The 21334-nt window shown below is 37.7% G+C and carries 24 protein-coding genes, 2 pseudogenes and 1 riboswitch; of the genes and pseudogenes, 12 read left to right on the forward strand and 14 right to left on the reverse strand.

All coding sequences use genetic code 11. The features are described 5' to 3' along the window. Positions 1-473: 473 nt before the first annotated feature. The 9 genes from ACEN33_RS06320 (at position 474) to mscL (ending at position 8046) form a co-directional block, all read left to right on the forward strand. Positions 474-1865, forward strand: coding sequence for an oxaloacetate decarboxylase subunit alpha (locus ACEN33_RS06320; RefSeq protein WP_407089784.1), 1392 nt, complete (start codon positions 474-476; stop codon positions 1863-1865). A 32-nt stretch (positions 1866-1897) separates the two neighbouring features. Then, positions 1898-2194: an OadG family protein gene (locus ACEN33_RS06325; RefSeq protein ID WP_138403881.1), complete on the forward strand. Its 297-nt coding sequence runs from the start codon at positions 1898-1900 to the stop codon at positions 2192-2194. A gap of 16 nt (positions 2195-2210) precedes the next feature. Continuing rightward, a complete protein-coding gene (locus ACEN33_RS06330) occupies positions 2211-2570 on the forward strand; it encodes a biotin/lipoyl-containing protein (RefSeq protein WP_138403882.1) in 360 nt (119 codons plus the stop codon). Between the two features lie 15 nt (positions 2571-2585). Further along, positions 2586-3716, forward strand: coding sequence for a sodium ion-translocating decarboxylase subunit beta (locus tag ACEN33_RS06335; RefSeq protein ID WP_407089782.1), 1131 nt, complete (start codon positions 2586-2588; stop codon positions 3714-3716). 208 nt (positions 3717-3924) lie between these two features. Beyond that, complete coding sequence (locus tag ACEN33_RS06340; protein ID WP_407094747.1) at positions 3925-4629, forward strand: GntR family transcriptional regulator; 705 nt, start codon at positions 3925-3927, stop codon at positions 4627-4629. After that, on the forward strand, positions 4622-5500 hold the full coding sequence (gene citG / locus ACEN33_RS06345) for a triphosphoribosyl-dephospho-CoA synthase CitG (protein ID WP_407094748.1): 879 nt from the start codon (positions 4622-4624) through the stop codon (positions 5498-5500). The genes ACEN33_RS06340 and citG overlap by 8 nt, the downstream gene beginning before the upstream one ends. 88 nt (positions 5501-5588) lie before the next feature. Further along, positions 5589-5691, forward strand: a riboswitch (THF riboswitch). Positions 5692-5731: 40 nt separating this feature from the next. Further along, complete coding sequence (locus ACEN33_RS06350; protein ID WP_407094749.1) at positions 5732-6286, forward strand: folate family ECF transporter S component; 555 nt, start codon at positions 5732-5734, stop codon at positions 6284-6286. A gap of 132 nt (positions 6287-6418) precedes the next feature. Next, the gene (locus tag ACEN33_RS06355) at positions 6419-7552 is read left to right on the forward strand and encodes an NAD(P)/FAD-dependent oxidoreductase (protein WP_407094750.1); all 1134 of its coding nucleotides are present in this window, start codon (positions 6419-6421) and stop codon (positions 7550-7552) included. A 119-nt stretch (positions 7553-7671) separates the two neighbouring features. Further along, positions 7672-8046: a large conductance mechanosensitive channel protein MscL gene (gene mscL / locus ACEN33_RS06360; RefSeq protein WP_407089777.1), complete on the forward strand. Its 375-nt coding sequence runs from the start codon at positions 7672-7674 to the stop codon at positions 8044-8046. Positions 8047-8108: 62 nt separating this feature from the next. On the opposite strand, the gene ACEN33_RS06365 is transcribed toward mscL, so the two are convergent. The 3 genes and pseudogenes from ACEN33_RS06365 to ACEN33_RS06375 form a co-directional block, all read right to left on the reverse strand. Further along, positions 8109-9095 carry a helix-turn-helix domain-containing protein gene (locus ACEN33_RS06365; RefSeq protein ID WP_407094751.1) on the reverse strand — a complete coding sequence of 329 codons (987 nt, stop codon included), beginning with the start codon at positions 9093-9095 and terminating at the stop codon, positions 8109-8111. Between the two features lie 358 nt (positions 9096-9453). Next, positions 9454-10773 (reverse strand): annotated as a pseudogene (locus tag ACEN33_RS06370) (IS1380 family transposase). A gap of 166 nt (positions 10774-10939) precedes the next feature. After that, complete coding sequence (locus ACEN33_RS06375; protein ID WP_407090317.1) at positions 10940-11323, reverse strand: MerR family transcriptional regulator; 384 nt, start codon at positions 11321-11323, stop codon at positions 10940-10942. A gap of 76 nt (positions 11324-11399) precedes the next feature. Here ACEN33_RS06375 and ACEN33_RS06380 point away from each other — a divergent pair, with 76 nt between their 5' ends. The 3 genes from ACEN33_RS06380 to ACEN33_RS06390 all read left to right on the forward strand — a co-directional run bounded on the left by ACEN33_RS06380 (position 11400) and on the right by ACEN33_RS06390 (position 13079). Beyond that, on the forward strand, positions 11400-11699 hold the full coding sequence (locus tag ACEN33_RS06380; RefSeq protein WP_153861772.1) for a hypothetical protein: 300 nt from the start codon (positions 11400-11402) through the stop codon (positions 11697-11699). 280 nt (positions 11700-11979) lie between these two features. Further along, positions 11980-12468 (forward strand): GNAT family N-acetyltransferase, encoded by a 489-nt coding sequence (locus tag ACEN33_RS06385; protein ID WP_407090318.1) that lies wholly within the window; start codon positions 11980-11982, stop codon positions 12466-12468. Positions 12469-12548: 80 nt separating this feature from the next. Then, positions 12549-13079, forward strand: a complete 531-nt coding sequence (locus ACEN33_RS06390) for a 3'-5' exonuclease (protein ID WP_407090319.1) — start codon at positions 12549-12551, stop codon at positions 13077-13079. Between the two features lie 190 nt (positions 13080-13269). Here the strand turns inward: ACEN33_RS06390 and ACEN33_RS06395 are convergent. The 11 genes and pseudogenes from ACEN33_RS06395 to recR form a co-directional block, all read right to left on the reverse strand. Further along, positions 13270-14630 (reverse strand): annotated as a pseudogene (locus ACEN33_RS06395) (IS1380 family transposase). Positions 14631-14764: 134 nt separating this feature from the next. Next, positions 14765-15319 carry a DNA-3-methyladenine glycosylase I gene (locus tag ACEN33_RS06400; RefSeq protein WP_407090320.1) on the reverse strand — a complete coding sequence of 185 codons (555 nt, stop codon included), beginning with the start codon at positions 15317-15319 and terminating at the stop codon, positions 14765-14767. A gap of 14 nt (positions 15320-15333) precedes the next feature. Beyond that, positions 15334-16191: a YdcF family protein gene (locus ACEN33_RS06405; RefSeq protein ID WP_407094752.1), complete on the reverse strand. Its 858-nt coding sequence runs from the start codon at positions 16189-16191 to the stop codon at positions 15334-15336. 179 nt (positions 16192-16370) lie between these two features. Then, on the reverse strand, positions 16371-17240 hold the full coding sequence (gene rsmI / locus ACEN33_RS06410) for a 16S rRNA (cytidine(1402)-2'-O)-methyltransferase (protein ID WP_407090322.1): 870 nt from the start codon (positions 17238-17240) through the stop codon (positions 16371-16373). Between the two features lie 7 nt (positions 17241-17247). Then, complete coding sequence (locus ACEN33_RS06415; RefSeq protein WP_138403891.1) at positions 17248-17592, reverse strand: GIY-YIG nuclease family protein; 345 nt, start codon at positions 17590-17592, stop codon at positions 17248-17250. Then, positions 17582-18343 (reverse strand): tRNA1(Val) (adenine(37)-N6)-methyltransferase, encoded by a 762-nt coding sequence (locus ACEN33_RS06420; protein WP_407090323.1) that lies wholly within the window; start codon positions 18341-18343, stop codon positions 17582-17584. The genes ACEN33_RS06415 and ACEN33_RS06420 overlap by 11 nt, the downstream gene beginning before the upstream one ends. Before the next feature lie 25 nt (positions 18344-18368). After that, the gene (locus tag ACEN33_RS06425; protein WP_338486702.1) at positions 18369-18728 is read right to left on the reverse strand and encodes an initiation control protein YabA; all 360 of its coding nucleotides are present in this window, start codon (positions 18726-18728) and stop codon (positions 18369-18371) included. Between the two features lie 31 nt (positions 18729-18759). Further along, positions 18760-19719, reverse strand: coding sequence for a hypothetical protein (locus ACEN33_RS06430; protein ID WP_407094753.1), 960 nt, complete (start codon positions 19717-19719; stop codon positions 18760-18762). 15 nt (positions 19720-19734) lie between these two features. Continuing rightward, entirely contained in the window at positions 19735-20064 is a 330-nt protein-coding gene (locus ACEN33_RS06435; protein ID WP_338486704.1) for a cyclic-di-AMP receptor, read from the reverse strand. A gap of 13 nt (positions 20065-20077) precedes the next feature. Further along, positions 20078-20713 (reverse strand): dTMP kinase, encoded by a 636-nt coding sequence (tmk, locus tag ACEN33_RS06440; protein WP_407094754.1) that lies wholly within the window; start codon positions 20711-20713, stop codon positions 20078-20080. Positions 20714-20731: 18 nt separating this feature from the next. Beyond that, the gene (gene recR / locus ACEN33_RS06445) at positions 20732-21328 is read right to left on the reverse strand and encodes a recombination mediator RecR (protein WP_138403897.1); all 597 of its coding nucleotides are present in this window, start codon (positions 21326-21328) and stop codon (positions 20732-20734) included. Positions 21329-21334: the final 6 nt, after the last annotated feature.

A 21334-nucleotide genomic window follows, 5' to 3' on the forward strand; every position in this document is an offset into this window, starting at 1 on the left:
TTCATCCGTGGTAAGATGGGTGTAGGTCATTTGTGGTCACTCCTTTGTATTCTTTGGTCGGAATTACAAGTTGAGTGTACCACAAATGGCTGTTTTAGTTGTCTAGCTTAATTTTACAATCGGCGTTTTATTAATCGTGTTGTTTTTCCCCTGTATTTTATAATTCTAATCCTTATGCTGCCTAACATGTTAACGTTATCAGTCGATTAGAATGTTATTATGATGTAAATATTATGACAGAATCACCTATAGTATTGTTGGATTAAATTTACTTCTTCTATATAAAGCCGTTTTAATCAGCAATCTATTTAAGGTCTTTTAGAGTTATATTTAATCCTGTTTTTATTTTATGCAAAAATTTATACGCAAAAAAACACCATTAGAACAGTATTTTCCCAAAAAAGAATTTCATTCCAAGGTGTTTTCGCTTACAATAAAGATAAATATAACTTATGAGAAAGGTTGATATATATATGGTTGAAGTACGTATTAATGAAACCGTCTTGAGAGATGCGCATCAAAGTTTGATGGCAACGCGCATGTCGACAGAAGATATGCTTCCAATTATTGAGAAAATGGACTCGGCGGGATATTACGCACTTGAATGTTGGGGGGGTGCAACTTATGACTCAGCGATTCGTTTCTTAGATGAGAATCCATGGGAACGACTACGCGAAATTCGTAAACGTACGCCGAATACGAAATTGATGATGTTACTTAGAGGTCAAAACTTAATCGGTTACCGTCACTATGCTGATGATGTTGTTGATAAGTTTATTCAAAAGGCTGTTGAGAACGGCATTGATATCTTCCGAATCTTCGATGCGTTAAACGATTCACGTAATGTTCGCGCTTCACTTGAAGCAGTTAAGAAATACGGTGCACATGCACAATTAGCAATTGCATATACAACAAGTGATGTTCATACCGTTGAGTATTACACAAAACTAGCAAAAGAATACAACGATATGGGTGCTGACTCAATCTGTATTAAAGACATGGCTGGTATCTTAACTCCGGCTGTTACTCGTGAATTAATTCCAGCGATTAAAGCTGTGATTGATGTGCCATTAAACTTACACACGCACGCAACAAGTGGTGTGTCACAAATGACTTACTTAGCTGCTGTTGAGAATGGCGTTGATATTATTGATACAGCGATTTCTCCATTAGCTGAAGGAACAAGTCAACCACCTACTGAATCAATGGCATTAACATTAGAAGAATTAAATATTAATACACACTTAAACATTGATACTTTAGAAGAAATTGCGGACTACTTTAAAGGCATTCGTGATAAATATTTAGCAGACGGAACATTAGACAGTAAAATGATGTTCGCTGATCCTAAAGCTTTAATTTACCAAGTTCCTGGTGGTATGTTATCGAACTTAAACTCACAACTCCGCCAAGCAGGTGCTTTAGATAAATACGATGCTGTACTTAACGAAGTTCCTTCTGTTCGTGAGGACATGGGCTTCCCACCACTTGTAACACCCTTGAGTCAAATGGTTGGAACACAAGCGGTATTCAACGTCTTAGCTGGAGAACGCTACAAGATGGTGCCTAACGAAATTAAGGACTACTTAAAAGGCTTATATGGTAAATCTCCTGCACCAGTGGATGAGGAATTCCGTCGCTCAATTATCGGTGACGCAGAAGTCATCGAAACGCGTCCAGCAGATCGTTTAGATCCAGAGTTCGAAAAACTTAAAGCTGAATTAGGCGACCTAGGTAAAAATGATGAAGACGTATTAACTTATACTTTATTCCCACAAGTGGGTCAGCAATACCTAGAAAGAAAATATCAACCTAAACCAGTAGCTGGAGAAACAATTAAGATTCAAGCACGCTACGGTCAATAAAGAGTCGATGAACGAAGGAGGAATTTAATTAGATGGAATCAATCAGTATTATGGACGGTTTGATGTTAACTATCGTTTCCATGCTTACAGTATTTTCAGTACTACTAGTTCTTTGGGGACTAACAGAAATGATTGCAAAGTTTGTTAACGGAAGTGATAAAGCCGAACCTGCACCTGCAGCAGCTAAACCAGCACCTGCAGTAAACACAAACAACTTAGCACCAAACAAAAAGCATCAACAAGTTGCTGAATTAGTCGCTTTAGCATTAGCGTCTGAAGATGAGCCAAACAAAAAGCTAGAAATCCAAGAATCAAAACGAATTAAATAATCGGAGGATATAAATCATGAAAAAATACGAAATCGAAATTAATAATGAAGTATACCGCGTATCGGTAAAAGAATTACCTGCTGATGCAGATATGTCAACGGGTCAAACAGCTGCTCCTGCTACTCAAGAAACACAAAGTGCTCCAGCACCTGCTGCAGCATCAGGCGGAACAGAAATTAACGCACCAATGTCTGGAACTATCTTAAAAGTTGCTGTCACACCAGGTCAATCAGTTGCTCAAGGGGATACATTAATCGTCTTAGAAGCTATGAAGATGGAGAACGAAATTGTTGCTCCTGCTGATGGTGTTGTTGGTTCAATTAGTGTCAGTCAAGGTGACAGTGTACAATCTGATCAATTACTACTGACTATATAGGAGGTATTCGTTTACATGTTAGACACAATCAATGAACTTATACAAACTTCCGGGTTTTTAAGTATAACTATACAAGAAATTATCGTCATTATGTTGGCTTTGGTTTTAATCTTTTTAGCCGTTTCTAAAAACTATGAACCATATTTATTAATTCCAATTGGATTCGGTATGTTACTAGCTAACTTACCTCTGACGGGATTAATGGATCCTGCTACTGCAACAGAGAATGGTGGATTGCTTCATTACTTATATCAAGGGGTCGGGCTCGGAATATTCCCACCACTGATCTTCCTCTGTTTAGGAGCATCTACTGACTTTGGTCCGCTTATTGCGAATCCAAAAACATTATTATTAGGTGGAGCTGCTCAATTCGGTATCTTCGCTGCATTCTTCGGTGCATTAGCCTTAGGTATGACGCCAAGTGAATCTGCTGCGATTGGTATTATTGGGGGAGCAGATGGCCCAACAGCTATCTATATTTCTTCTCAATTAGCTGAGCATATCTTGCCAACAATTGCGATTGCTGCTTACTCATACATGGCGCTTGTTCCAATTATTCAACCGCCAATTATGCGTGCGTTAACAACTGAAAAAGAAAGAACAACTGTTATGACGCAAGCACGTCCAGTATCACAAAAGGAAAAAATCATTTTCCCAATCGTTGTTACTTTATTCGTGAGTTTACTAATTCCTTCAGCAGCATCATTAGTTGGGATGTTAATGTTAGGAAACTTAATTCGTGAAAGTAAAGTTGTACCGTTAATCACAACAACTTTAGAGAATTCAATGATGTATATCGTTACAATTCTTTTAGGTATTTCAGTAGGTGCTTCAGCAGATGCCGCTACATTACTATCATTTGATACAATCAAAATTATTTTCTTAGGTCTATTCGCCTTTGCTATTGGTACGACAAGTGGTGTCCTTATGGGTAAACTTATGTACAAACTAACAAATGGTAAAGTGAATCCCTTAATTGGTTCTGCAGGTGTTTCTGCTGTACCGATGGCTGCACGTGTTGCACAGTCTGAAGGGATTAAAGCAAACCCTAATAACTACTTATTAATGCACGCAATGGGACCAAACGTAGCTGGAGTTATCGGATCAGCTGTTGCAGCTGGTATCTTACTAAGCTTCTTTGGATAATCAATGTAACAAATGTGTTTATAACGAAGGTATACTTTTAACAAAGTGCACCTTCGTTTTTTTAGTATTTTGTATTTATGTATGTTGAATTGAAGCTATTACCATAGCTTATTGAATTTCAACTCAAATAAGTATACAATTCAAGTGCATTGTTTAATGACACATTTTGTCCTTTGAAAAGAGTAATATATAATTTAGGAGGTATACAATGGATTCTACAGTTGAAGCCGTTAAGGCAAATTTAGATATCAATTCCAATCAAACGTTAAAAGTTTCTGTCTATCATGCATTTAAGCGTACCATTATCTTAGGTGAAATTCCCGCAGGTGAGCGTATTAATGAATCCGTTTTCTCAGAAGAAATGAACATTAGTCGAACTCCTATTCGCTATGCGCTCGAACAACTCTTAAAAGAAGAACTGGTTGAGCATGTTCCAGGTATCGGGATGATTGTAAGAGGGATTAGTATTAAAGATGCATACGAAATTTATGATATTCGTAAAGCACTCGACACGCTTGCCTTTACGAAAGCTATGCACCTGATGACCGAGGAGGATTTCGATGAACTTGAGCGCCATTTACAAAGCGGGGATAGCATTCAGAAAAAAGAATCTGATGACCGAATTGATAACCTAATTAATAATTTCTCTGGGTTTAATGCTTATGTTTATGAAAAGTCACAGATGCGTCGTCTCCCGAAAATTATTGATGAGCTGCAAGCCTATCTCGTTTACTTTAGAGAATTATCCATTCGTTCAGAAGTTCGCAGTAAAATTGCACTAGAAGAGCACTTCTTAATCTTAAGAGGGATGCGAAAGAAAGATGTTGAAACAATGACCATGCTTATTCATGAGCATCTCGATCATTCATTGAAGTTTATTATTGAAGATATGGAGAATCGTAATATTGGATAATGTACACTCAATCTATAATCGCATTCCCCGTCTCGCAACGAAAGCTTTGATGTATGAAGTCTCTTTATCACCTAAACCAGGTTTAGTGGATCGTTTCAATAATGGTTCGCATCGAGATATGAACTATTACACGTTTATTGATAGCGTAATGTCTTTTGAACCTTTCTTTAAGCAGTATTATGACTTAGGGAGAAGTTTGCATCAAACAGAAGATTTAAGTGAATTATTTAACGGCTCAAGACGTATCGGGATTGATGCAGAAATTGCTATGTTTGAAGCAACGCATGGTATTAATACTCATAAAGGTGCTAACTTTTCATTCGCCCTTTTACTTGTAGCTGTAGGTTATATTATTGAGCGTAAGCAGTTATCGACTTGGTCAGCTTCTCATACAACCGAAGCGTTTCAATTGATTCGTTTAATGACCAAAGACATCTTACTGAAAGATTTTGATGATGTGCATACAAGAGAAAAACTATCTCATGGCGAGAGATTGTATATTGAACATGGCATTACGGGGATTCGCGGCGAGGCAGTCAGCGGCTACCCTATCTTACAAGATGTGTTGATGCCCTATTTACGTAGTTTAGATGATCCAATACTAGAACATAATTTATTAAAAGCATTGCTACTCATCATGGGACACATTGAAGACGGCAATATTATTCACCGGGGTGGGTTCGAAGCTTGGGAAACCATTAAGATGGAAGCACTTACTTTATTTAATGATCCTAATGAGCCGAGCGAATTTCTAGAAGCGCTGCACGAATATGACCAAGTGATGATTGAACGACATCTGAGTCCTGGTGGAGCGGCGGATGCTTTAGCTTTAGGTATCTTCTTGTCTCTATTAGAACAAGCGGATTTTTAATACAGCGCCCTTCTTCCTTAGTGAGCTATATTTTTTAACAAAAATACAGTATAATGAAGATATAATTGGAAACAATTAAATAAAGGATAACAGAGTAAAAAATAAGCGTGAAGTGTTCTTAGATGGGATGTTGCTAAGAAACGAAACTTGGTTCACTAAACTAGGTGCGATTTATTTTTGCATTCGCTGCATATCACTGTGTGGCTCTCTGTGAAAGAGGAGAGTATTTATATGAACAAGAAGGTAGACGTCGAGCAGAACATTAGACCAAGGAAAGTTACAACGTCGCAGTTAACTTTAATGGCGGTTATGATCGCCGCAAGGATTGTCTTAAGTTTCATTCCGTCTTTAAATTTCGGTAACTTAGCTGAAATCGGCCTTGGCTTTGTCGGTACAGCTTTTAGTGGGATTTTATTTGGTCCCCTTTTCGCTTTGCTCGTTTCAACAGTGACAGACTTAATCACTTTTTTCATTAGTGGGAGTGGGTTCTTTTTCCCTGGCTTCACGTTAAGTGCCGCTTTAGGTGGATGGATTTACGGCTGGGTTCTATGGCGTAAGCCAATCAGTTGGAAACGTGTGTTTGTTGCGGTTTTACTCGTGACATTAATTATCAATTTAGGTTTGAATTCCGTGTGGATTCGCATGATGTATGGCCGCGCATGGGCTGCTTTCATGCCAATGAGAATTGTTAAAAATCTTATCTCATTACCAATTAACACGATTATATTAACGTTCCTATTCAAGTCACCAACCATCGAAAAACTCATTAGAAAATATCAATTTTAAAAACATTCGATAAAAACCCTCTGTCTAGCGTGCGAGCCCAGTGATTACTGGCACGTTGGACAGAGATTTTTTGTTTTTTTACATAAAAATCCTTTATAATATAGGGAACAAGTAATCAGGAAAGGTGATAGTATGGTTAAAAAAATTGCAATTATTGGTGGGGGTATTGTCGGTTCAACGGCGGCTTACTATTTAGCGCGGTCTGGTCACACAGTCACAGTCTTTGACCACGGAGTTGGCCAAGCTACGCGTGCTTCTGCAGGTATTATCTGCCCTTGGTTCTCTTTACGTCGGAATAAGCCTTGGTACTTTCTAGTATCTAAAGGGGCTGAGTTTTATCATCAGTTTATGCAAGATTTGAAAGATGATGGTTATAATACAGACGCCATCTATCAAATCGATGGTACGATCATGATTCGAAATACAGATAAACGCGTTCAAAAAGACCTTGATCAAGCAGAAGCGAAACAAGAAGCTTCACCTTCAATTGGAGAAGTTAAGAAACTTTCAACAGAAGATATCTCGGATTATTTACCTTTAATTGAATCGGATCATCCAGCGACGTGGGTTGAAGGTGGGGGTCGCGTTCATGGTGATGCCCTTATTGATACACTTCACCAAGCAATTCAAGACTTAGGTGGGAAAATCATTCGTGAAAAAGCCCAACTTAAGAAAGAAAGTGGGGATATCTACATTTCTACCCCTTCGGTGGCTAAGCATAATTTTGACCGCTTACTTCTTTCTCCTGGTCCTGGTTTAACAAACTTATTAGAACCTCTAGGATACAAGGTTGATATTCGTGCTCAAAAGGGTCAACTCTTTGTGCTTAAACATACTGACTGGGTTGACCAACATTGGCCAGTGATCATGCCTCCAGGACAAAGTGATATCATCCCATTCAATAATGGTGAAATTATCATTGGTGCAACACACGAAGATGACCAAGGCGACAACTTAGATGTTGATGAAGCTGTGCTACATGAATTACGAGATGAAGCTAGAAAATGGATGCCAAGTGTTGATGACCATGACATCGTTGAATCTAAAGTAGGAACACGGGCGCATACGTCAGATTTCTCAGTGCTTGTTGGTGTAGTACCAGACTTAGACAATGTCTGGGCAATCAGTGGCTTAGGATCATCTGGTCTAACAAGTGGGCCATTCTTAGGCTATCAGTGGGCAAAACTCGTTGAAACTGATGCTTGGGACATTGATAAAGAGGCTTTTCCGATTGAAAAATACATTCAAGCAAATGACGCTCAATAGTCAACTAACCCTACTAGGATAAGTAAAGTTTATGATCACATTATTGGGATTTTAAATGTGAACATGGTATATTTGAATTAGCAATTTATTTTATTATTATCCTTGAGGAGGATGTTCTTATGTGGAAAGAGTTTAAAGGCTTTATTGCGAACGACAGCATTATCACTATGGCAACTGGTATTATTATGGGTTCTGCATTTACTGCAATTGTTAATTCATTAGTTAACGATATTTTTATGCCGATTATTGTGGCAGTCACAGGTCAAGCAGATGTATCAGGTGTTGCTATTTCAATTGGTAACACTGAATTAGCTGTTGGGTTATTCTTACAAGCTATTATTAACTTTATCTTAGTGGCTTTATTCTTATACTTAACACTTAAAGCGTTAGAGAAAGTACAAAATAAAAAAATCGTTGCTCCAGACGAAGAACCTGCTGGACCAACTGAAACTGAATTATTAGAAGAAATTTTAGGAGAATTACGTAAAAAATAATTCTTTAGACATTAAAACTCAGGCAACCTGTTAAATTAACAAGGTGCCTGAGTTTTTTGCTTTTATTCATTCTTCTGGTTGCGAAAATCCACTACACCAGATAAGGCTGCGAAGATCATAGCTGCAATCGGCCAAATGAACCAACTGCGTCCCCAATCCGCTGTGATAAAACTATAACCAAGGAAGATCGCTGTCACCAAAGGCCAATAGATACCGGCTAGACGTTCAACTACTTCACTTTCCTCATCCTCTGGCTGACGGTGATTAAGTAATGTATTCAAACTGCCCCAATAAATTCCTGTAGAAATCAACATATAGATAGCCATAGAAACCACCGCGAAGAAAATCCCTACAACATAACCAATATGGTCTTCCGCAAAACTAGGAAATAACAGGTTAATGATAATGATTGGAAGTACGCTCACTATGATTAAACCAACGCCAAAGGATAATTGTCGCGTATGAATCGGACGATAATTGTCTATCTCTTTCTCAACAAATCCACGAACACCGAACTCCAACTCAAAAGCTTCTTCTAAAAACGCAAAGTTTTGCATACGCATACTCGCAAAGATCATCACACCGACACCTAAGGCTACAAGTAAGAACAGCACACTAATTCCAATCGCTTCACTGACATTCTCTGGAATTATTCGAAGCATCGATGGTGTTGTTAAAGTCACAATCGGAATGACACTACTTATTAGTAGCACAACCCCTATACCAATTCGATGAGCAAAATCTGACTTCTCTTCTAAGTATTCTTTAGCTGTATTCAGTGACACAGACACATAATCTGCTTTTGGCAACTCGGGTTCAGCTGCTACTTCCTCTTCTGTTTCTAAACTTTCATCATCATCATTTAAGAGATAATCGGTTGTGACACCAAAAAGTTTTGAGAGTTTAAGGACTTTGTTTAAATCGGGTGTCGCTTGATTGCCTTCCCACTTTGAGACTGACTGACGACTGACATTCAACTTTTCAGCTAGATCCTCTTGCGTCATATTATATCTCTTTCGCAAGTGGATAATTTTGTCTGCTAATATCATAAATAACACTCCTTATGTTCTGTATTCATCTTTCTTTTCCTACCCTTATTATCTCTCAAATGATAGTTGCAAACTATACAGTGCACTGTATAATTGCGCAACTAGCGGTTGCAAATGGCTACATATTAGCATTTCTTTCCTATTAACAATATATACTTAATTCCTGAATAATTCATACCTCTAATTTCAGAGGCTGTTTTATCAATATTGTTATATTTTCTTTATCGTTTTCCATTTTCTATCCTAATTATTTATTTTTTTCGGTCTACTTAATTATTTTGAGACTTTTCACTTTTTGAACTCAAATTTTAGGCGCACTTCTCCCTGGGCCATTTGAACTTTTTAAAAATCAGGTTCTTTAAATGTACTGCCGAATCCTTTGGATTTTCCTGAATACGGCATAAAACTCTCGCTGATAAACATGAGAAATCGATAGTTTTAAATACATTTGTCTTGCAGTGCTGACTAGTTTTCCAGCCACTTTGAATAGACGGAAACGGATTGTGTCCACTTGGAGTCCTTTCGATTTTGGCTCAAAACACAAGGTGCGTAAGAAGTTAACCAGATTGTACGCCAACAGGCTAATCATCATGCGGGCCTCGTTTTCAATGAATCTAGGACTATCTGTTTTATCAAAGAAGAAGCTGTTCTTGGCTTCTTTAATGTAGTTTTCCATGGTACCGCGTTTATTGTAGGTTTCAAACACTCTTTTAGCTGAGATGTTTTCTGAGAAATTCGTGACAATAAAGGAATGCTTAAAAAGGAGTTCGCCTACTTCTCGAGTTGAACGAATACACACTCGACGCGGTTTGAACCATGAAGCTGCTTGGTAGGAAACCGAATGATAATAGACTTCTTTTTCATCCCAAGGATGATGGTTATCATAGAACACAAACTCTTCCGCTAAACGATATAAATTCCTATTGGCCTTTAGCCGAATGACATACTGATTTTCGTATAAGTCGCATAAATCATAAACATCCGGTGTCGCGAAACCACTGTCTCCACGAACGAGAATATCAGTGGTTGGAATCGTTTGGTTATAATGTTCCAATAACGGTTCAAGAAATTCTTTGACCCCGTTGGAAGTGTATTGATTTCCTGATCGAAGCTTGGCTTTTAAAAAGTCGCCAGTCAAGCCGTCAAATGCCACTAAAGGATGGTAGCCATTCGTTCCATAATGGGCGTTGTAAGCAGTTTGTTCTTGATGACCAAAGGTATCCGAATGGGTAGAATCTAAATCGATAATCATATTTGTATCGTTGCGAACCAGACGGGCTTTGTCAATTAACGCTTGATTGAATACTTGAAGCGTCTTAATTGTCTCACCTTCTACACGATCATAGAGTCGAGAGATTGAGGATTGAGAAGCCAGCGGCTCATCGGTTAAGAGCGTCTGTAATACCGGATCATGCTGTAGAATATTTGCAGCAGAGTCGGTGTTATAACCGGCTACAATTTGCAGCACTAACTGTTTTAAAAGCTTATGATTCGTATGCGTCCAATATTTTCAACTGTCGTTAAATCGAACAATCTTTTTAGAGAGCTGAGTAAATTGGAAAGCATCCATTAATTCATCGATTAAAATCAAACCAGAATCACTTGATAAACGACCACCATCATGAGAAACGATTAAGTTACTGTTGAATTTCACTGCATTTTCTTGTAAAGTAACCATTGAGAGAACCCCTTTCTATGGTTGTTTGTAGTGAATTAACCATATCAGAAAGTGGTTCTTTTTTCATCACCTAATGGGTGATGAAGTAAGTTGCTTTAAATACTATTAAATTAATGTTTAAAAACAATATTAGTAAAACTATGAATTATTCAGGCTAAATATTAGTTCATCTGTTATTATTTATGCTTTTAATTTTTTCTTGCATAACTTTTAGCCTAGCCAAGCCAGCTTCAATCATCTTAGATTTTTCTTCTAAGTAGTTTACTTTATTATCTAATAGTTGGATGATTTCTTGATAATCATCATGTGTCATTGAGTAGATTTCATCAATTGATTGATATTTTTCATCAATATCAACAAGCAACTTTATTTCAGAAAGCGTAAAGTCTAAACCTTTTAATTGTTTAATTTGTTCTATTCTTTCTAAATCATGATCTGCATATTCTCTGGAATAACTTTCCCTATTAGGTTTCACAAGTCCTAATTTTTCATAAAACCTAATTGTATCTTTTGATAAACCAGATAACTTAGTAATATCTTTTGTTTTCATTTTGATTACCTTTCTCTTGACATAGACCTTACTCCATCTTTTAAGATAAGTATAACAAATAGTAAAGGAGAATTTCATGATTTTATTTAGAATATTTATTTTTTTGTATGGTTTACTTACTGTAATTGCTGTTGGGGAAGAAGTTAAGGTTGAACAATTCAATTGGTCGCATCCAATCTATATTTTGTTAAGTCTTTGCTTAATGATATTTGCGGTAAAAACTGATCCAGAATGGCTATTGTATTTTGGATTGATTGCTCTTATCATTTTTGCAGTATTCATGGGAGTGACAACAAACTCTTTTCACTGGATACATCTGATTGTCCGATTAATCACTTCAATTACGCTTATATTCGTATGGAATTGGTTGAAATAAGATAACTAATGATTGTTGAATAAATCAATTGTTAGATGTTATCTTACCTAAATTATGAAAAGTTTCTAAAAATTCAGGTAAAACACTAATTTAACAGTGTTTTACCTGATTTCTTGTTATTTTCAGTTTCTTACTATTGCTTGTGTTATATGTAACTATTATAAAATAAATGCTTATTACAGGGAAAGTATTAACCACTTAAAGTATCTTTTTCAATAATTCAAAAGAACGTTTGAGTTCCATTTTTTTGTAATATAATCCAAATAAAAGGAGACATGGATTGAAACATTACACTATAAAACAAGTGAATGCACTTGAATATCAAATTTTACAAAAGTTTCTTTATGAGGCATTATTTCAACCGGATCCCAAGAATCTCTTTCCATTTTCGATTGTCGAGACAGCAGAACTCAATAAATATATTGATAAATTTGGCCAATTGATAGGCGATTATGCCATTGCAAGTTATGATGGAGAAAATCCAATTGGCTTAGTTTGGGTACGACTTGTTGAAGGCTATGGGCATGTGGATAGTAAAACTCCAGAATTGAATATCTCTATCCTATCCCCATATCGTGGTAAGGGGATAGGGCGTACATTATTACAGAGTATGTTCCAATTACTAAAAGACAAAGACTACAAACAAGTATCGTTATCTGTGCAAAAGGCTAACCGAGCTTTGACGTTGTATCTAGCGCTAGGCTTCGAAATTTATACCGAGGATGAAGAAACGTTTACAATGATTTATTCATTGATTAATAATGATTAACTAGACTACCTCGAGTCCAGTTTGCTTTTTGTTTATAAGAAGTTTAATATGGGTAGATGATTAAGAAAAGAGGTTATTGTATGCATGATTTTGTCGCCTTAGACGTTGAAACGGCCAATCAGAATCGTTATACGATTTGTTCCATCGGGATGGTACGTTTCAAATATGGGGAAATACTGGACAGTTATTACCTACTGATTAATCCAGATGAAAGTTTCTCATTGGCGAATATTCATGTTCATGGCATTCAAGAGCATGAGGTCATTTCTTCGCCGAGATTTTATGATATAACTAAACAAATTGAAGATTTTATTGGAGGGCGACCGGTTGTTGCTCATAATGCAACGTTTGATATGGGCGCTTTGAAAGATAATTTTAATCGCTATGGTTTAGAAATACCTGCCTTTAAATATGCTTGTTCATATCAACTTGCAAGGGCAGTGCGTAAGAACTTTTATAATTATAAATTAAGTACGATTGCGAATTACTATGGCATACCTTTAACGCATCACGATGCTTTATCAGATGCTAAAGCGGCAGGGCTTATTGTATCTAAGTTTATACATGAAAATCGGTTTTCAAACTTAGATCAATTAGTTAGACCTGAATAATTCATACTTCTAAAATTTAAGTTATTTTCACAGTTCTTTTTCAATTTTGCTGTGTTTTGTAATTTTTTCGGATGTTTTAAAATTTCCCGAAATTTTTCCGTGCTGAAAAACATGAATTAATTTTAACCAACCAGATTTTGGGCGCACTTCACCCTTGACACCCTTATTTGTTTTTTTAAATAATAGCTTTTTAAATATATTGCCGAATCCTTTGGATTTGCCTGAACACAGCATAAAACTCTCGCTGATAAACATGCGAACTTGATAATTTTAAATACATTCGCCTGGCAGTAGTGACCAGTTTTCCCGCCACTTTAAACAATCGAAGGCGAATCGTGTTTACTCGTAGTCCTTTCCATTTTAAATCAAAACAGATGGTGCGTAAGAAGTTAACGATGTTGTAAGCCAGTAGGCTAATCATCATACGTGCTTCATTTTCAAGGAATTCAGGATTATCCGTCTTATCAAAAAAGAAACTGTTTTTTGCTTCTTTAATATAATTTTCCATCGTACCACGCTTGTTGTAAGTTTCAAACACTCGTTTGGCAGAGACGTTTTTTGAGAAGTTCGTGACAATAAAGGCATGGCGAAAAAGTAATTCGCCGACTTCTCGTGTTGATCGGACACAGACCCGGCGAGGTTTTGTCCATGAAGCGGCTTGATAAGGCACATTCTGATAGTAAACTTCTTTTTCATCCCATGGATGATTATTATCATAGTACACAAATTCTTCAGCTAAACGAGTCAAGTTTCGATTGCTTTTTAACCGAATGACATACTGATTTTCGTACAACTCACATAAATCATAAATAGCTGGGGTTGCGAATCCACTATCCCCACAAACGAGGATATCTGTCGTAGGCACCGCTTGGTTATAATGTTCCAATAAAGGTTCAAGAAACTCTTGACTCCATTGGAAGTATATTGATTTCCTGACCGAAGTTTTGCTTTCAAAAAGTCTCCGGTCAGCCCGTCAAAGGCCACCAAAGGGTGGTAACCATTCGTTCCATAATGGGCGTTGTAGGCAGTTTGTTCTTGATTGCCGAAAGTATCCGAATGTGTTGAATCTAAATCGATAATCATATTGATGTCATTGCGGACTAACCGTGCCTTATCAATTAATTTTTGATTGAAGACCTGTAAACTACGAATTGTTTTTTTCGTTATGCGATCAAAGAATCGGGAGATAGACGATTGAGAAGCAAACGGCTCATCAGATGCCAGTGTTTGTAAGACTGGATCAGCTTGTAAAATATTTGCCGCTGAATCTGTGTCATAACCGGCTATAATCTGTAAAACGAGCTGCTTTAAAATCTTATCAATCGTATGGGTCCAGTACTTACGCCCCTCATCAAACGTCACTATATTTTCAGAATATTTAGTGAATTGGAATGCATCCATCAATTCGTCGACGAGCACCAATCCAGAATCACTGGATAAACGACCACCTGTATGAGAGACATGTAAATTATTATTGAATTTTGCTACTGTTTCTTGTAAAGTATCCATTGAGAGAGCCCCTTTCTGTTGTTGTTGTAATGAACTAACCATATCAGAAAGGGGTTCTTTTTACATCACCTAATGGGTGCTGAAGCAAACAAATATAAAAGTGATAAAGTCAACGTTAACATAGCTTTTTAGAAAAACTATGAATTATTCAGGTTAAATTAGTCTGTTTGATAATTTTAACGAAAATTACAAGCTAAATCGTGGTCATTGATAATCCCAATAGCTTGAAGGTATGAGTAAATTGTGACACTGCCAATAAATTTAAACCCGCGTTTCTTCATATCTTTTGTCACTGCATCACTTAAGGGGCTTTGAGTAGGCCGTTCCTCATCTAATTGACTCACGACTTGCTCACCTGAAACAAAGCCCCAGATGTAAGCATCAAATGTGCCAAACTCTTCTTGAACTTTCATAAAAGCTCGTGCATTCGCAATCGCCGCTTTTATCTTCCCTTTGTGGCGAATAATTCCTGCGTCGTTCGCTAAGCGTTCAATATCTTCTTCACCGTATTCAGCAACTTTTTCATAGTCAAAGTGATCAAAGGCGTTTATAAAGTTCTCTTTTTTGGATAAGACGAGTTGCCAGGACAAGCCGACATGAAAGCTTTCCAATATTAACCATTGAAATAACAATTGATCGTCATGTTCCGGCACTCCCCAGATATGGTCATGGTATTCCACATAATAATCTGGTTTGTCCGCAATCCATTCACAGCGTTTGATTTCAGTCATTTTGTCCACTCTCCTTAATTTAAAATATCGAACAAGCCAATCGCAATTAATATGATGATAAAGGCGTAGTTCAGCTCGCTAGTAAGTAAAATATAAGCTATATATTCACGAATAATTGAGAATGGCCATAAATACGATGGTGTACCTGCGCCTTGATAGTAGGCTTTAAAGTGACTTTGGCGCGCAATATAGGTCGACCGCATCAAGTGAAAGCGGCTCGTAATGACCACCACTTTCCCGGACAGGCGATGTTCTTTAATTAGCTCATTGGCGAATTTAAAGTTTTCATCCGTATTTTTCGCTCGTGGTTCTAATAAGATATCTTCGGCTGGGATTCCTTTTTGAATTAAATAATTCTCCATCCCCTCAGCTTCTGAATACGTTGACTGATGCTGAGGACCGCCGGTAACAATAATTGTGATTTTTGAATGAGTTCGGCTCTTCTGTCTATAATACATTTGAATTGCCTCGTCTAACCGTCGTCTCAAGACATTCGTCACATTATCTATGTCATCTAACTGACTTCCTAAGACTAGTAAAATCGTTGCTTGCTTCCCTCTCGACCACAAACTAATCGCAAAATTTAGCGTAATATAGCACAGAAACGTCCCTACAAAGTAAATCGATAAGTAAATATAAATGCCAATAATTTCTTGGATTTGTATATCATTCAAGCGTAACATTGCCCAAATCGTTGCCCCGACAAAGACAAGCAAGGTAAAAGCTAGGATAAGATTAAAAATCGTCCTGGAAATCTTCGGTGAAGGTTGCCGGACGGTCTGATTAATTGCTAAGATCGCAATCAGTAATAAGACAAAGGGCACTGCCGCAATGAAAAAGCCACTAATAATATATAAAAAATATCGAAACATAAAGACAGGTGTCCAATTACTTTGTAAAACCAAGCCCATTAAGAAGCTATTTAAACCGTACAAAGCGAAGGCAGACGGTTGGAGCCAAGAATAATTCGTCAAAAAAGAGAGGAGAAATAGCACCAAAAACACAATGGCAATTCCATACAATAGCACTCTTTTCCCCCCTCTGAATATTTTTAAGTTAAGTTATGATAATCATTATAAACAATTTGCTTTTTAACTTCACGAATTTTTGCAACTTCTTTAATGGCGTCTTTCGCTTGAATCCCTTTGGTGGTCATCATTAATTCCACGTGTTCTTTATAAGGTAAATTCGATACCGCTTCGTCTATGGCTGTTTTCACAGAGCCACCTTCGATTAAGAGGACGCATTCCCCTTTAAGTTCACGGTCTTTAAGATGTTCACTCACTTCCGCTGCACTCGCGCGAATGTATTCTTCATAACGTTTTGTTAGTTCACGCGCGATGACAACCTGCGTGTCTTCTCCTAAATGCGTCACAACTTGCGATACAGCTTGTTTAATCCGGTAAGGTGATTCATAAAAAATCGCCGTCTCATCTCTTTGCCCGACAATTTCTAAAGCCGCTTTTTGATCTGCCTTCCCTCGTGGGAAAAAGCCGTAATAAGTAAACTGTTCACTTGGTAAACCTGAAGCAACTAGGGCAGTTAAAGCCGCATTCGCTCCTGGTAACGCCACAACTGTCAAATCCTCTTCCAGACAAGCTTGAACTAGAGGTTGCCCAGGATCATTAATTAAAGGCATTCCGGCATCACTGACTAAGGCAATTGTCTTACCTTCATGTAATTCATTAACCCAAGCTGTGACTTCATGACTGCGTGAATGTTCATGAAAACTACGTAAATTCGCTTGAATATCAAAATGATTTAATAACTTAATCGTATTTCTTGTATCTTCAGCTAGGACAATATCAGCCTCTTTTAAGATATTGACGGCCCTAAACGTCATATCTTCCAAATTACCAATCGGTGTTGGCACTAAATATAATATTCCTGCGTCTTGTTGTTGGAAACTATGTTGTTGCACACTGATCCTACTCCTCTATTGGCTCTTCGTCTTTATTATCGGTAAATTTATTTACAAAGACAAGTTGTTGGCTTCTAACATCTGCTTGTCCATGCTCTTTTAAGTATTTTTCCTTTTGGGGGCGGGTTAATCGTTTAAATTTTGCTTCAGCACTCATTGCTAACGACTTGCTCTCCCAACGTTCCGCATAGATCATGCGAACCGGAAGTCGTTTGCGAACACGGGTATATTTCGCTCCCTTACCCGCATTATGGGTAGCCAAGCGGTTAGCTAAGTCAACGGTATAACCTCCGTATAGCGTGCCGTCTTGACAGAATAAGACGTAGAAATAATATGCCTGTTTACTCGCCATTATACATCGCCATCAATATCGGTGTATATTCATTGTTATCTTCATGAACAACAATTACCGGTTCAATCTTCACACCGCGACGTCCTCCACGATATATCGCTTCAATTAAGACACCATTCGCATTCATGTCTTTCTTCGGATGAATAAACTGAATACGGTGAATACTGAAATGGTGATTTAGCAATGTTTCGATTAAATCATCCAAACGGCTCGGACGGTGAACGATAAATAACTTACCTTTTTCTCGCATAATTTGACTTGCCTTTTTGACCCATTGTTCCATCGTCAGCATCAATTCATGACGCGCTAAAGCATGACTTGTCAAACGGTGGGTCGCATTACTACTTTCTGCTAGAAAGTACGGTGGATTACAACTAATAATGTCATATAATTGCCCTTGTGTATGTTTAAGATCATTAATATCTCCTTGAACAAAGGTAATTTGGTCCTCTTTACCATTCCACTTCGCACTGCGTCTTGCCATATCTACTAAAGGTTCCTGCAGTTCAATACCGTTTAATGGTGCCTCTGTTCGATGGGACAGAAGTAGTGGGATGACCCCATTGCCACTACAAAAATCCAAGTATTTAAATTTATTTCCTTTAGGTAATTTAATGAAGTTTGCTAGCAATAAAGCATCCACTGATAAAGTAAAATACTCTGTACTTTGAATAATACCTAACTTTCCACCTAAAAATGAATCAACTCGTTCAGTTGAATGAACGAGTTGAGATTTATTTTGAACATCCATGAACAAGCCTCCTCAAAAATGTATGTTATGAACGATTTCCTAAGCGTTCTAGAATTTCCTGACAGAACAGACATTGCTCATTAGAAGAACGACGTGATCCGAAAAACTCATGACACACATGAATCCCTTCGTTATAAAAGCCTAGAAGACTCTCGCGCCCACTACTTGTCTGACTATCCTCTTCCCCTTCAGTCACGTCTTCTTGAGCGTCTGTTTGAAATTTAATTAACAGACTTTTCAAATCATTGTTACTCATACGTAGTTTATTGTTTTCCTCAACTAAGTTGTCAATGACTTCTCTCAGCTGTGCCACTGTATCACTTAACTGAAGCAAATGTGTCTCTGCTTCATCAAACATTTCTAAGTAATTATTTTTGTCTCTCATTGTTTGGCACACCCTCTCTTCTTCGTATATATTATTGACTTGCTAAGATAGCAAGGCGTTCCGTAGCTAACTGAGGCGCAACATTTGCCTGTAATCGTTGTTTCGTCTCAAGAATCAAATCGTTTAATTCTAAAATATGTGCTAGCGACGGTTGTTTCGTTTTAATCACTTCGTTAATAAAATAAGCTTGGGTTAAATTCTCTACTTCGGTATTTGACAATATTCTCAACATACTATGATTTAAGATTAATAAATAATCCATACCGTCTAAAGCCTGTTGAACACTCAAGGAGTTTTTTAGTTGGGTTTGAACTAAGATCACTGCATGAAGATTCCGATGAGCCAGTGTTGAATAAAAATAATTCAACGATTTAAACCAATTCGTTACGTCTGCTTCTTCATAATCGCTCACAAGTCTTTGGGCAGTTTCCGAAGACATCTTTGCGAAAATACGGGCATGCGCCTCGGATACCCCAGTTTCAATGTAGTAAGCTACTCGATCACTTACATTCGCTCTTGGAAAGTGAACACTTTGAACACGGGATTGAATCGTTGGCAGCAGATTACTTTTGTCTTGAGTATAAAGAACTAAGTAAACTCCTTCAACAGGTTCTTCTAAAAAGGTCAGTAAGGCATTCGCACTCGAAGGGTTCATTGTTTCAGCACTTTCAATGATTGCTAACTTGAAGTTACTTTCAATCGGACTGGTTGATAACCATTCTTTCAGTTCACGAATTTGATTCACTCGAATGGATTGCCCGTCCGGTTGAATTGAAACGACGTCAGCTAATTGATGATTTTGTGCCTTTTGACAATGTTCACATACGCCACAAGGTTGACCTACCTCATCCTTATTCAAACAACCTAATGCTTTAATCAGTTCGGTTGAGACATGCTCTTTACTTTCATAATCATCACCCGTAAATACATAGCCATGCACGAGTCGGTTTTGGTAAATTAATTCATAAAAATAATGACTTAATTGCCCCATATAGACACCTCTAGACTAGAATCGGTAGAAACTATCAATTGGTAATACGAATACAATCGCTCCACCTACTTCAACTTTCATCGGAAATGACGTTGCGACGTCTAAGTTCATATCTAAGTTCGCTGGGTAAGCAACGACTTGATCTCTTTGCTCTGAACAATCGCGAATAATATCTAAGACTTTATCAACGTTATCGTCTTCCACTCCAACTAAAAAGGTCGTATTTCCGTGTTTTAAAAATCCACCTGTACTACTTAATTTAGTAGCGGAAATATTGGCCTCACGAAACGCATTTCCTAATACAGCTTCATCCTGGTCTTGTACAATTGCAATGACTAATTTCATGATGATCCTCCTCTTAATCTATAAGTTCCTTGTCTTTTAATATTGCGATACATTCTTGTGCAACCTCTTCAACACTTTGGCTGCCGTTCACTAATATAATTCGTTCATTCTCTTTTTCAAAATTCAAGAAAGCTTCTCGCACCATTTGGTGGAAATCAATACTCTCTTGATCTAAGCGGTCAAATTGACGTTGACCTTGGGCTTTATAAATACGCTCCAAACCAACTTCTGCTGAGACATCAATGAGTAAAGTTAAATCAGGCATATGGTCTTCAATCCCAAATTTGTTAATCGCCCAAATATCTTCAACTGGAATGCCTCGCGCAATGCCTTGATATGCAATAGAACTATCTACAAATCGGTCTGTAATGACGATTTGGCCTTTTTCTAAGGCTGGTAAAATCGTCTCTATTAAATGTTGACGACGACTCGCAGCGAATAATAAAGCTTCTGTTCTTGCGTCCATGGCGGTATTATCCACATCTAGAATAACTTCCCGGATGCGTTCTGCAATTGGGCTCCCACCAGGTTCTCTGGTCGTTAACACATCATATCCAGATGCCTCTAACATTTCTTTTAGTGCTCTTACTACACTTGTCTTACCTGAGCCATCAGGTCCTTCAAGTGAGATAAATTTTCCTTTAGTCATCTCTACACTCCAACTCATTTATAACTCACGCCTACCTTCAATGGCTCTAAATAAAGTCATTTCATCTGCGTATTCAATATCACTACCTACAGATAAGCCGTGGGCCAGACGTGTTACTTTAATCCCGGCAGGTTTGATTAAGCGTGATAAGTACATCGCCGTCGCTTCACCTTCAGCGGTAGCATTGGTCGCTATAATCACTTCTTTAATTGTCTCATCCTCAAGTCGTTTAATTAAACTTGGGATATTTAAATCCTCTGGCCCTGTTCCTTCCATCGGTGACAAAACGCCACCTAACACATGGTACAGGCCACGGAATTCTTGCATTCGTTCCATTGACATGACATCTCTAGTATCTTCTACAACAAGCACTTGGCTACGGTCACGACTTTCATCCGTACATACAATACATGGATCAGAGTCTGTAATATTTCCACAAATACTGCAATGCGTTAAGTCACGCTTTGCGTTAATTAAGTTTTGTGCAAATTCCAAAACATCTGCTTCGTTCATATCAAGCACATAGAAAGCATGTCTTGCGGCTGACTTTGCTCCAATCCCTGGTAATTTCGTAAAGGAATTAATCAACTTCGCAATCGGCGCTGGATATTGCATACAGTC

The organism is Ruoffia sp. FAM 24228, from assembly GCF_045528575.1.
GTDB lineage: Bacteria > Bacillota > Bacilli > Lactobacillales > Aerococcaceae > Ruoffia > Ruoffia halotolerans.

Bases quoted from the DNA above. Each gene is read 5' to 3' on its own strand.
- ACEN33_RS06425 (WP_338486702.1), bottom strand. From the start codon at position 18,728: ATGAGAGACAAAAATAATTACTTAGAAATGTTTGATGAAGCAGAGACA.
- ACEN33_RS06320 (WP_407089784.1), top strand. From the start codon at position 474: ATGGTTGAAGTACGTATTAATGAAACCGTCTTGAGAGATGCGCATCAA.
- recR (WP_138403897.1), bottom strand. From the start codon at position 21,328: ATGCAATATCCAGCGCCGATTGCGAAGTTGATTAATTCCTTTACGAAA.
- ACEN33_RS06325 (WP_138403881.1), top strand. From the start codon at position 1,898: ATGGAATCAATCAGTATTATGGACGGTTTGATGTTAACTATCGTTTCC.
- ACEN33_RS06390 (WP_407090319.1), top strand. From the start codon at position 12,549: ATGCATGATTTTGTCGCCTTAGACGTTGAAACGGCCAATCAGAATCGT.
- ACEN33_RS06330 (WP_138403882.1), top strand. From the start codon at position 2,211: ATGAAAAAATACGAAATCGAAATTAATAATGAAGTATACCGCGTATCG.
- ACEN33_RS06365 (WP_407094751.1), bottom strand. From the start codon at position 9,095: ATGATATTAGCAGACAAAATTATCCACTTGCGAAAGAGATATAATATG.
- ACEN33_RS06420 (WP_407090323.1), bottom strand. From the start codon at position 18,343: ATGGATGTTCAAAATAAATCTCAACTCGTTCATTCAACTGAACGAGTT.
- ACEN33_RS06435 (WP_338486704.1), bottom strand. From the start codon at position 20,064: ATGAAATTAGTCATTGCAATTGTACAAGACCAGGATGAAGCTGTATTA.
- ACEN33_RS06380 (WP_153861772.1), top strand. From the start codon at position 11,400: ATGATTTTATTTAGAATATTTATTTTTTTGTATGGTTTACTTACTGTA.
- ACEN33_RS06415 (WP_138403891.1), bottom strand. From the start codon at position 17,592: ATGGCGAGTAAACAGGCATATTATTTCTACGTCTTATTCTGTCAAGAC.
- ACEN33_RS06355 (WP_407094750.1), top strand. From the start codon at position 6,419: ATGGTTAAAAAAATTGCAATTATTGGTGGGGGTATTGTCGGTTCAACG.
- ACEN33_RS06430 (WP_407094753.1), bottom strand. From the start codon at position 19,719: ATGGGGCAATTAAGTCATTATTTTTATGAATTAATTTACCAAAACCGA.
- ACEN33_RS06335 (WP_407089782.1), top strand. From the start codon at position 2,586: ATGTTAGACACAATCAATGAACTTATACAAACTTCCGGGTTTTTAAGT.
- ACEN33_RS06405 (WP_407094752.1), bottom strand. From the start codon at position 16,191: ATGTTTCGATATTTTTTATATATTATTAGTGGCTTTTTCATTGCGGCA.
- ACEN33_RS06350 (WP_407094749.1), top strand. From the start codon at position 5,732: ATGAACAAGAAGGTAGACGTCGAGCAGAACATTAGACCAAGGAAAGTT.
- ACEN33_RS06340 (WP_407094747.1), top strand. From the start codon at position 3,925: ATGGATTCTACAGTTGAAGCCGTTAAGGCAAATTTAGATATCAATTCC.
- ACEN33_RS06375 (WP_407090317.1), bottom strand. From the start codon at position 11,323: ATGAAAACAAAAGATATTACTAAGTTATCTGGTTTATCAAAAGATACA.
- ACEN33_RS06400 (WP_407090320.1), bottom strand. From the start codon at position 15,319: ATGACTGAAATCAAACGCTGTGAATGGATTGCGGACAAACCAGATTAT.
- tmk (WP_407094754.1), bottom strand. From the start codon at position 20,713: ATGACTAAAGGAAAATTTATCTCACTTGAAGGACCTGATGGCTCAGGT.
- mscL (WP_407089777.1), top strand. From the start codon at position 7,672: ATGTGGAAAGAGTTTAAAGGCTTTATTGCGAACGACAGCATTATCACT.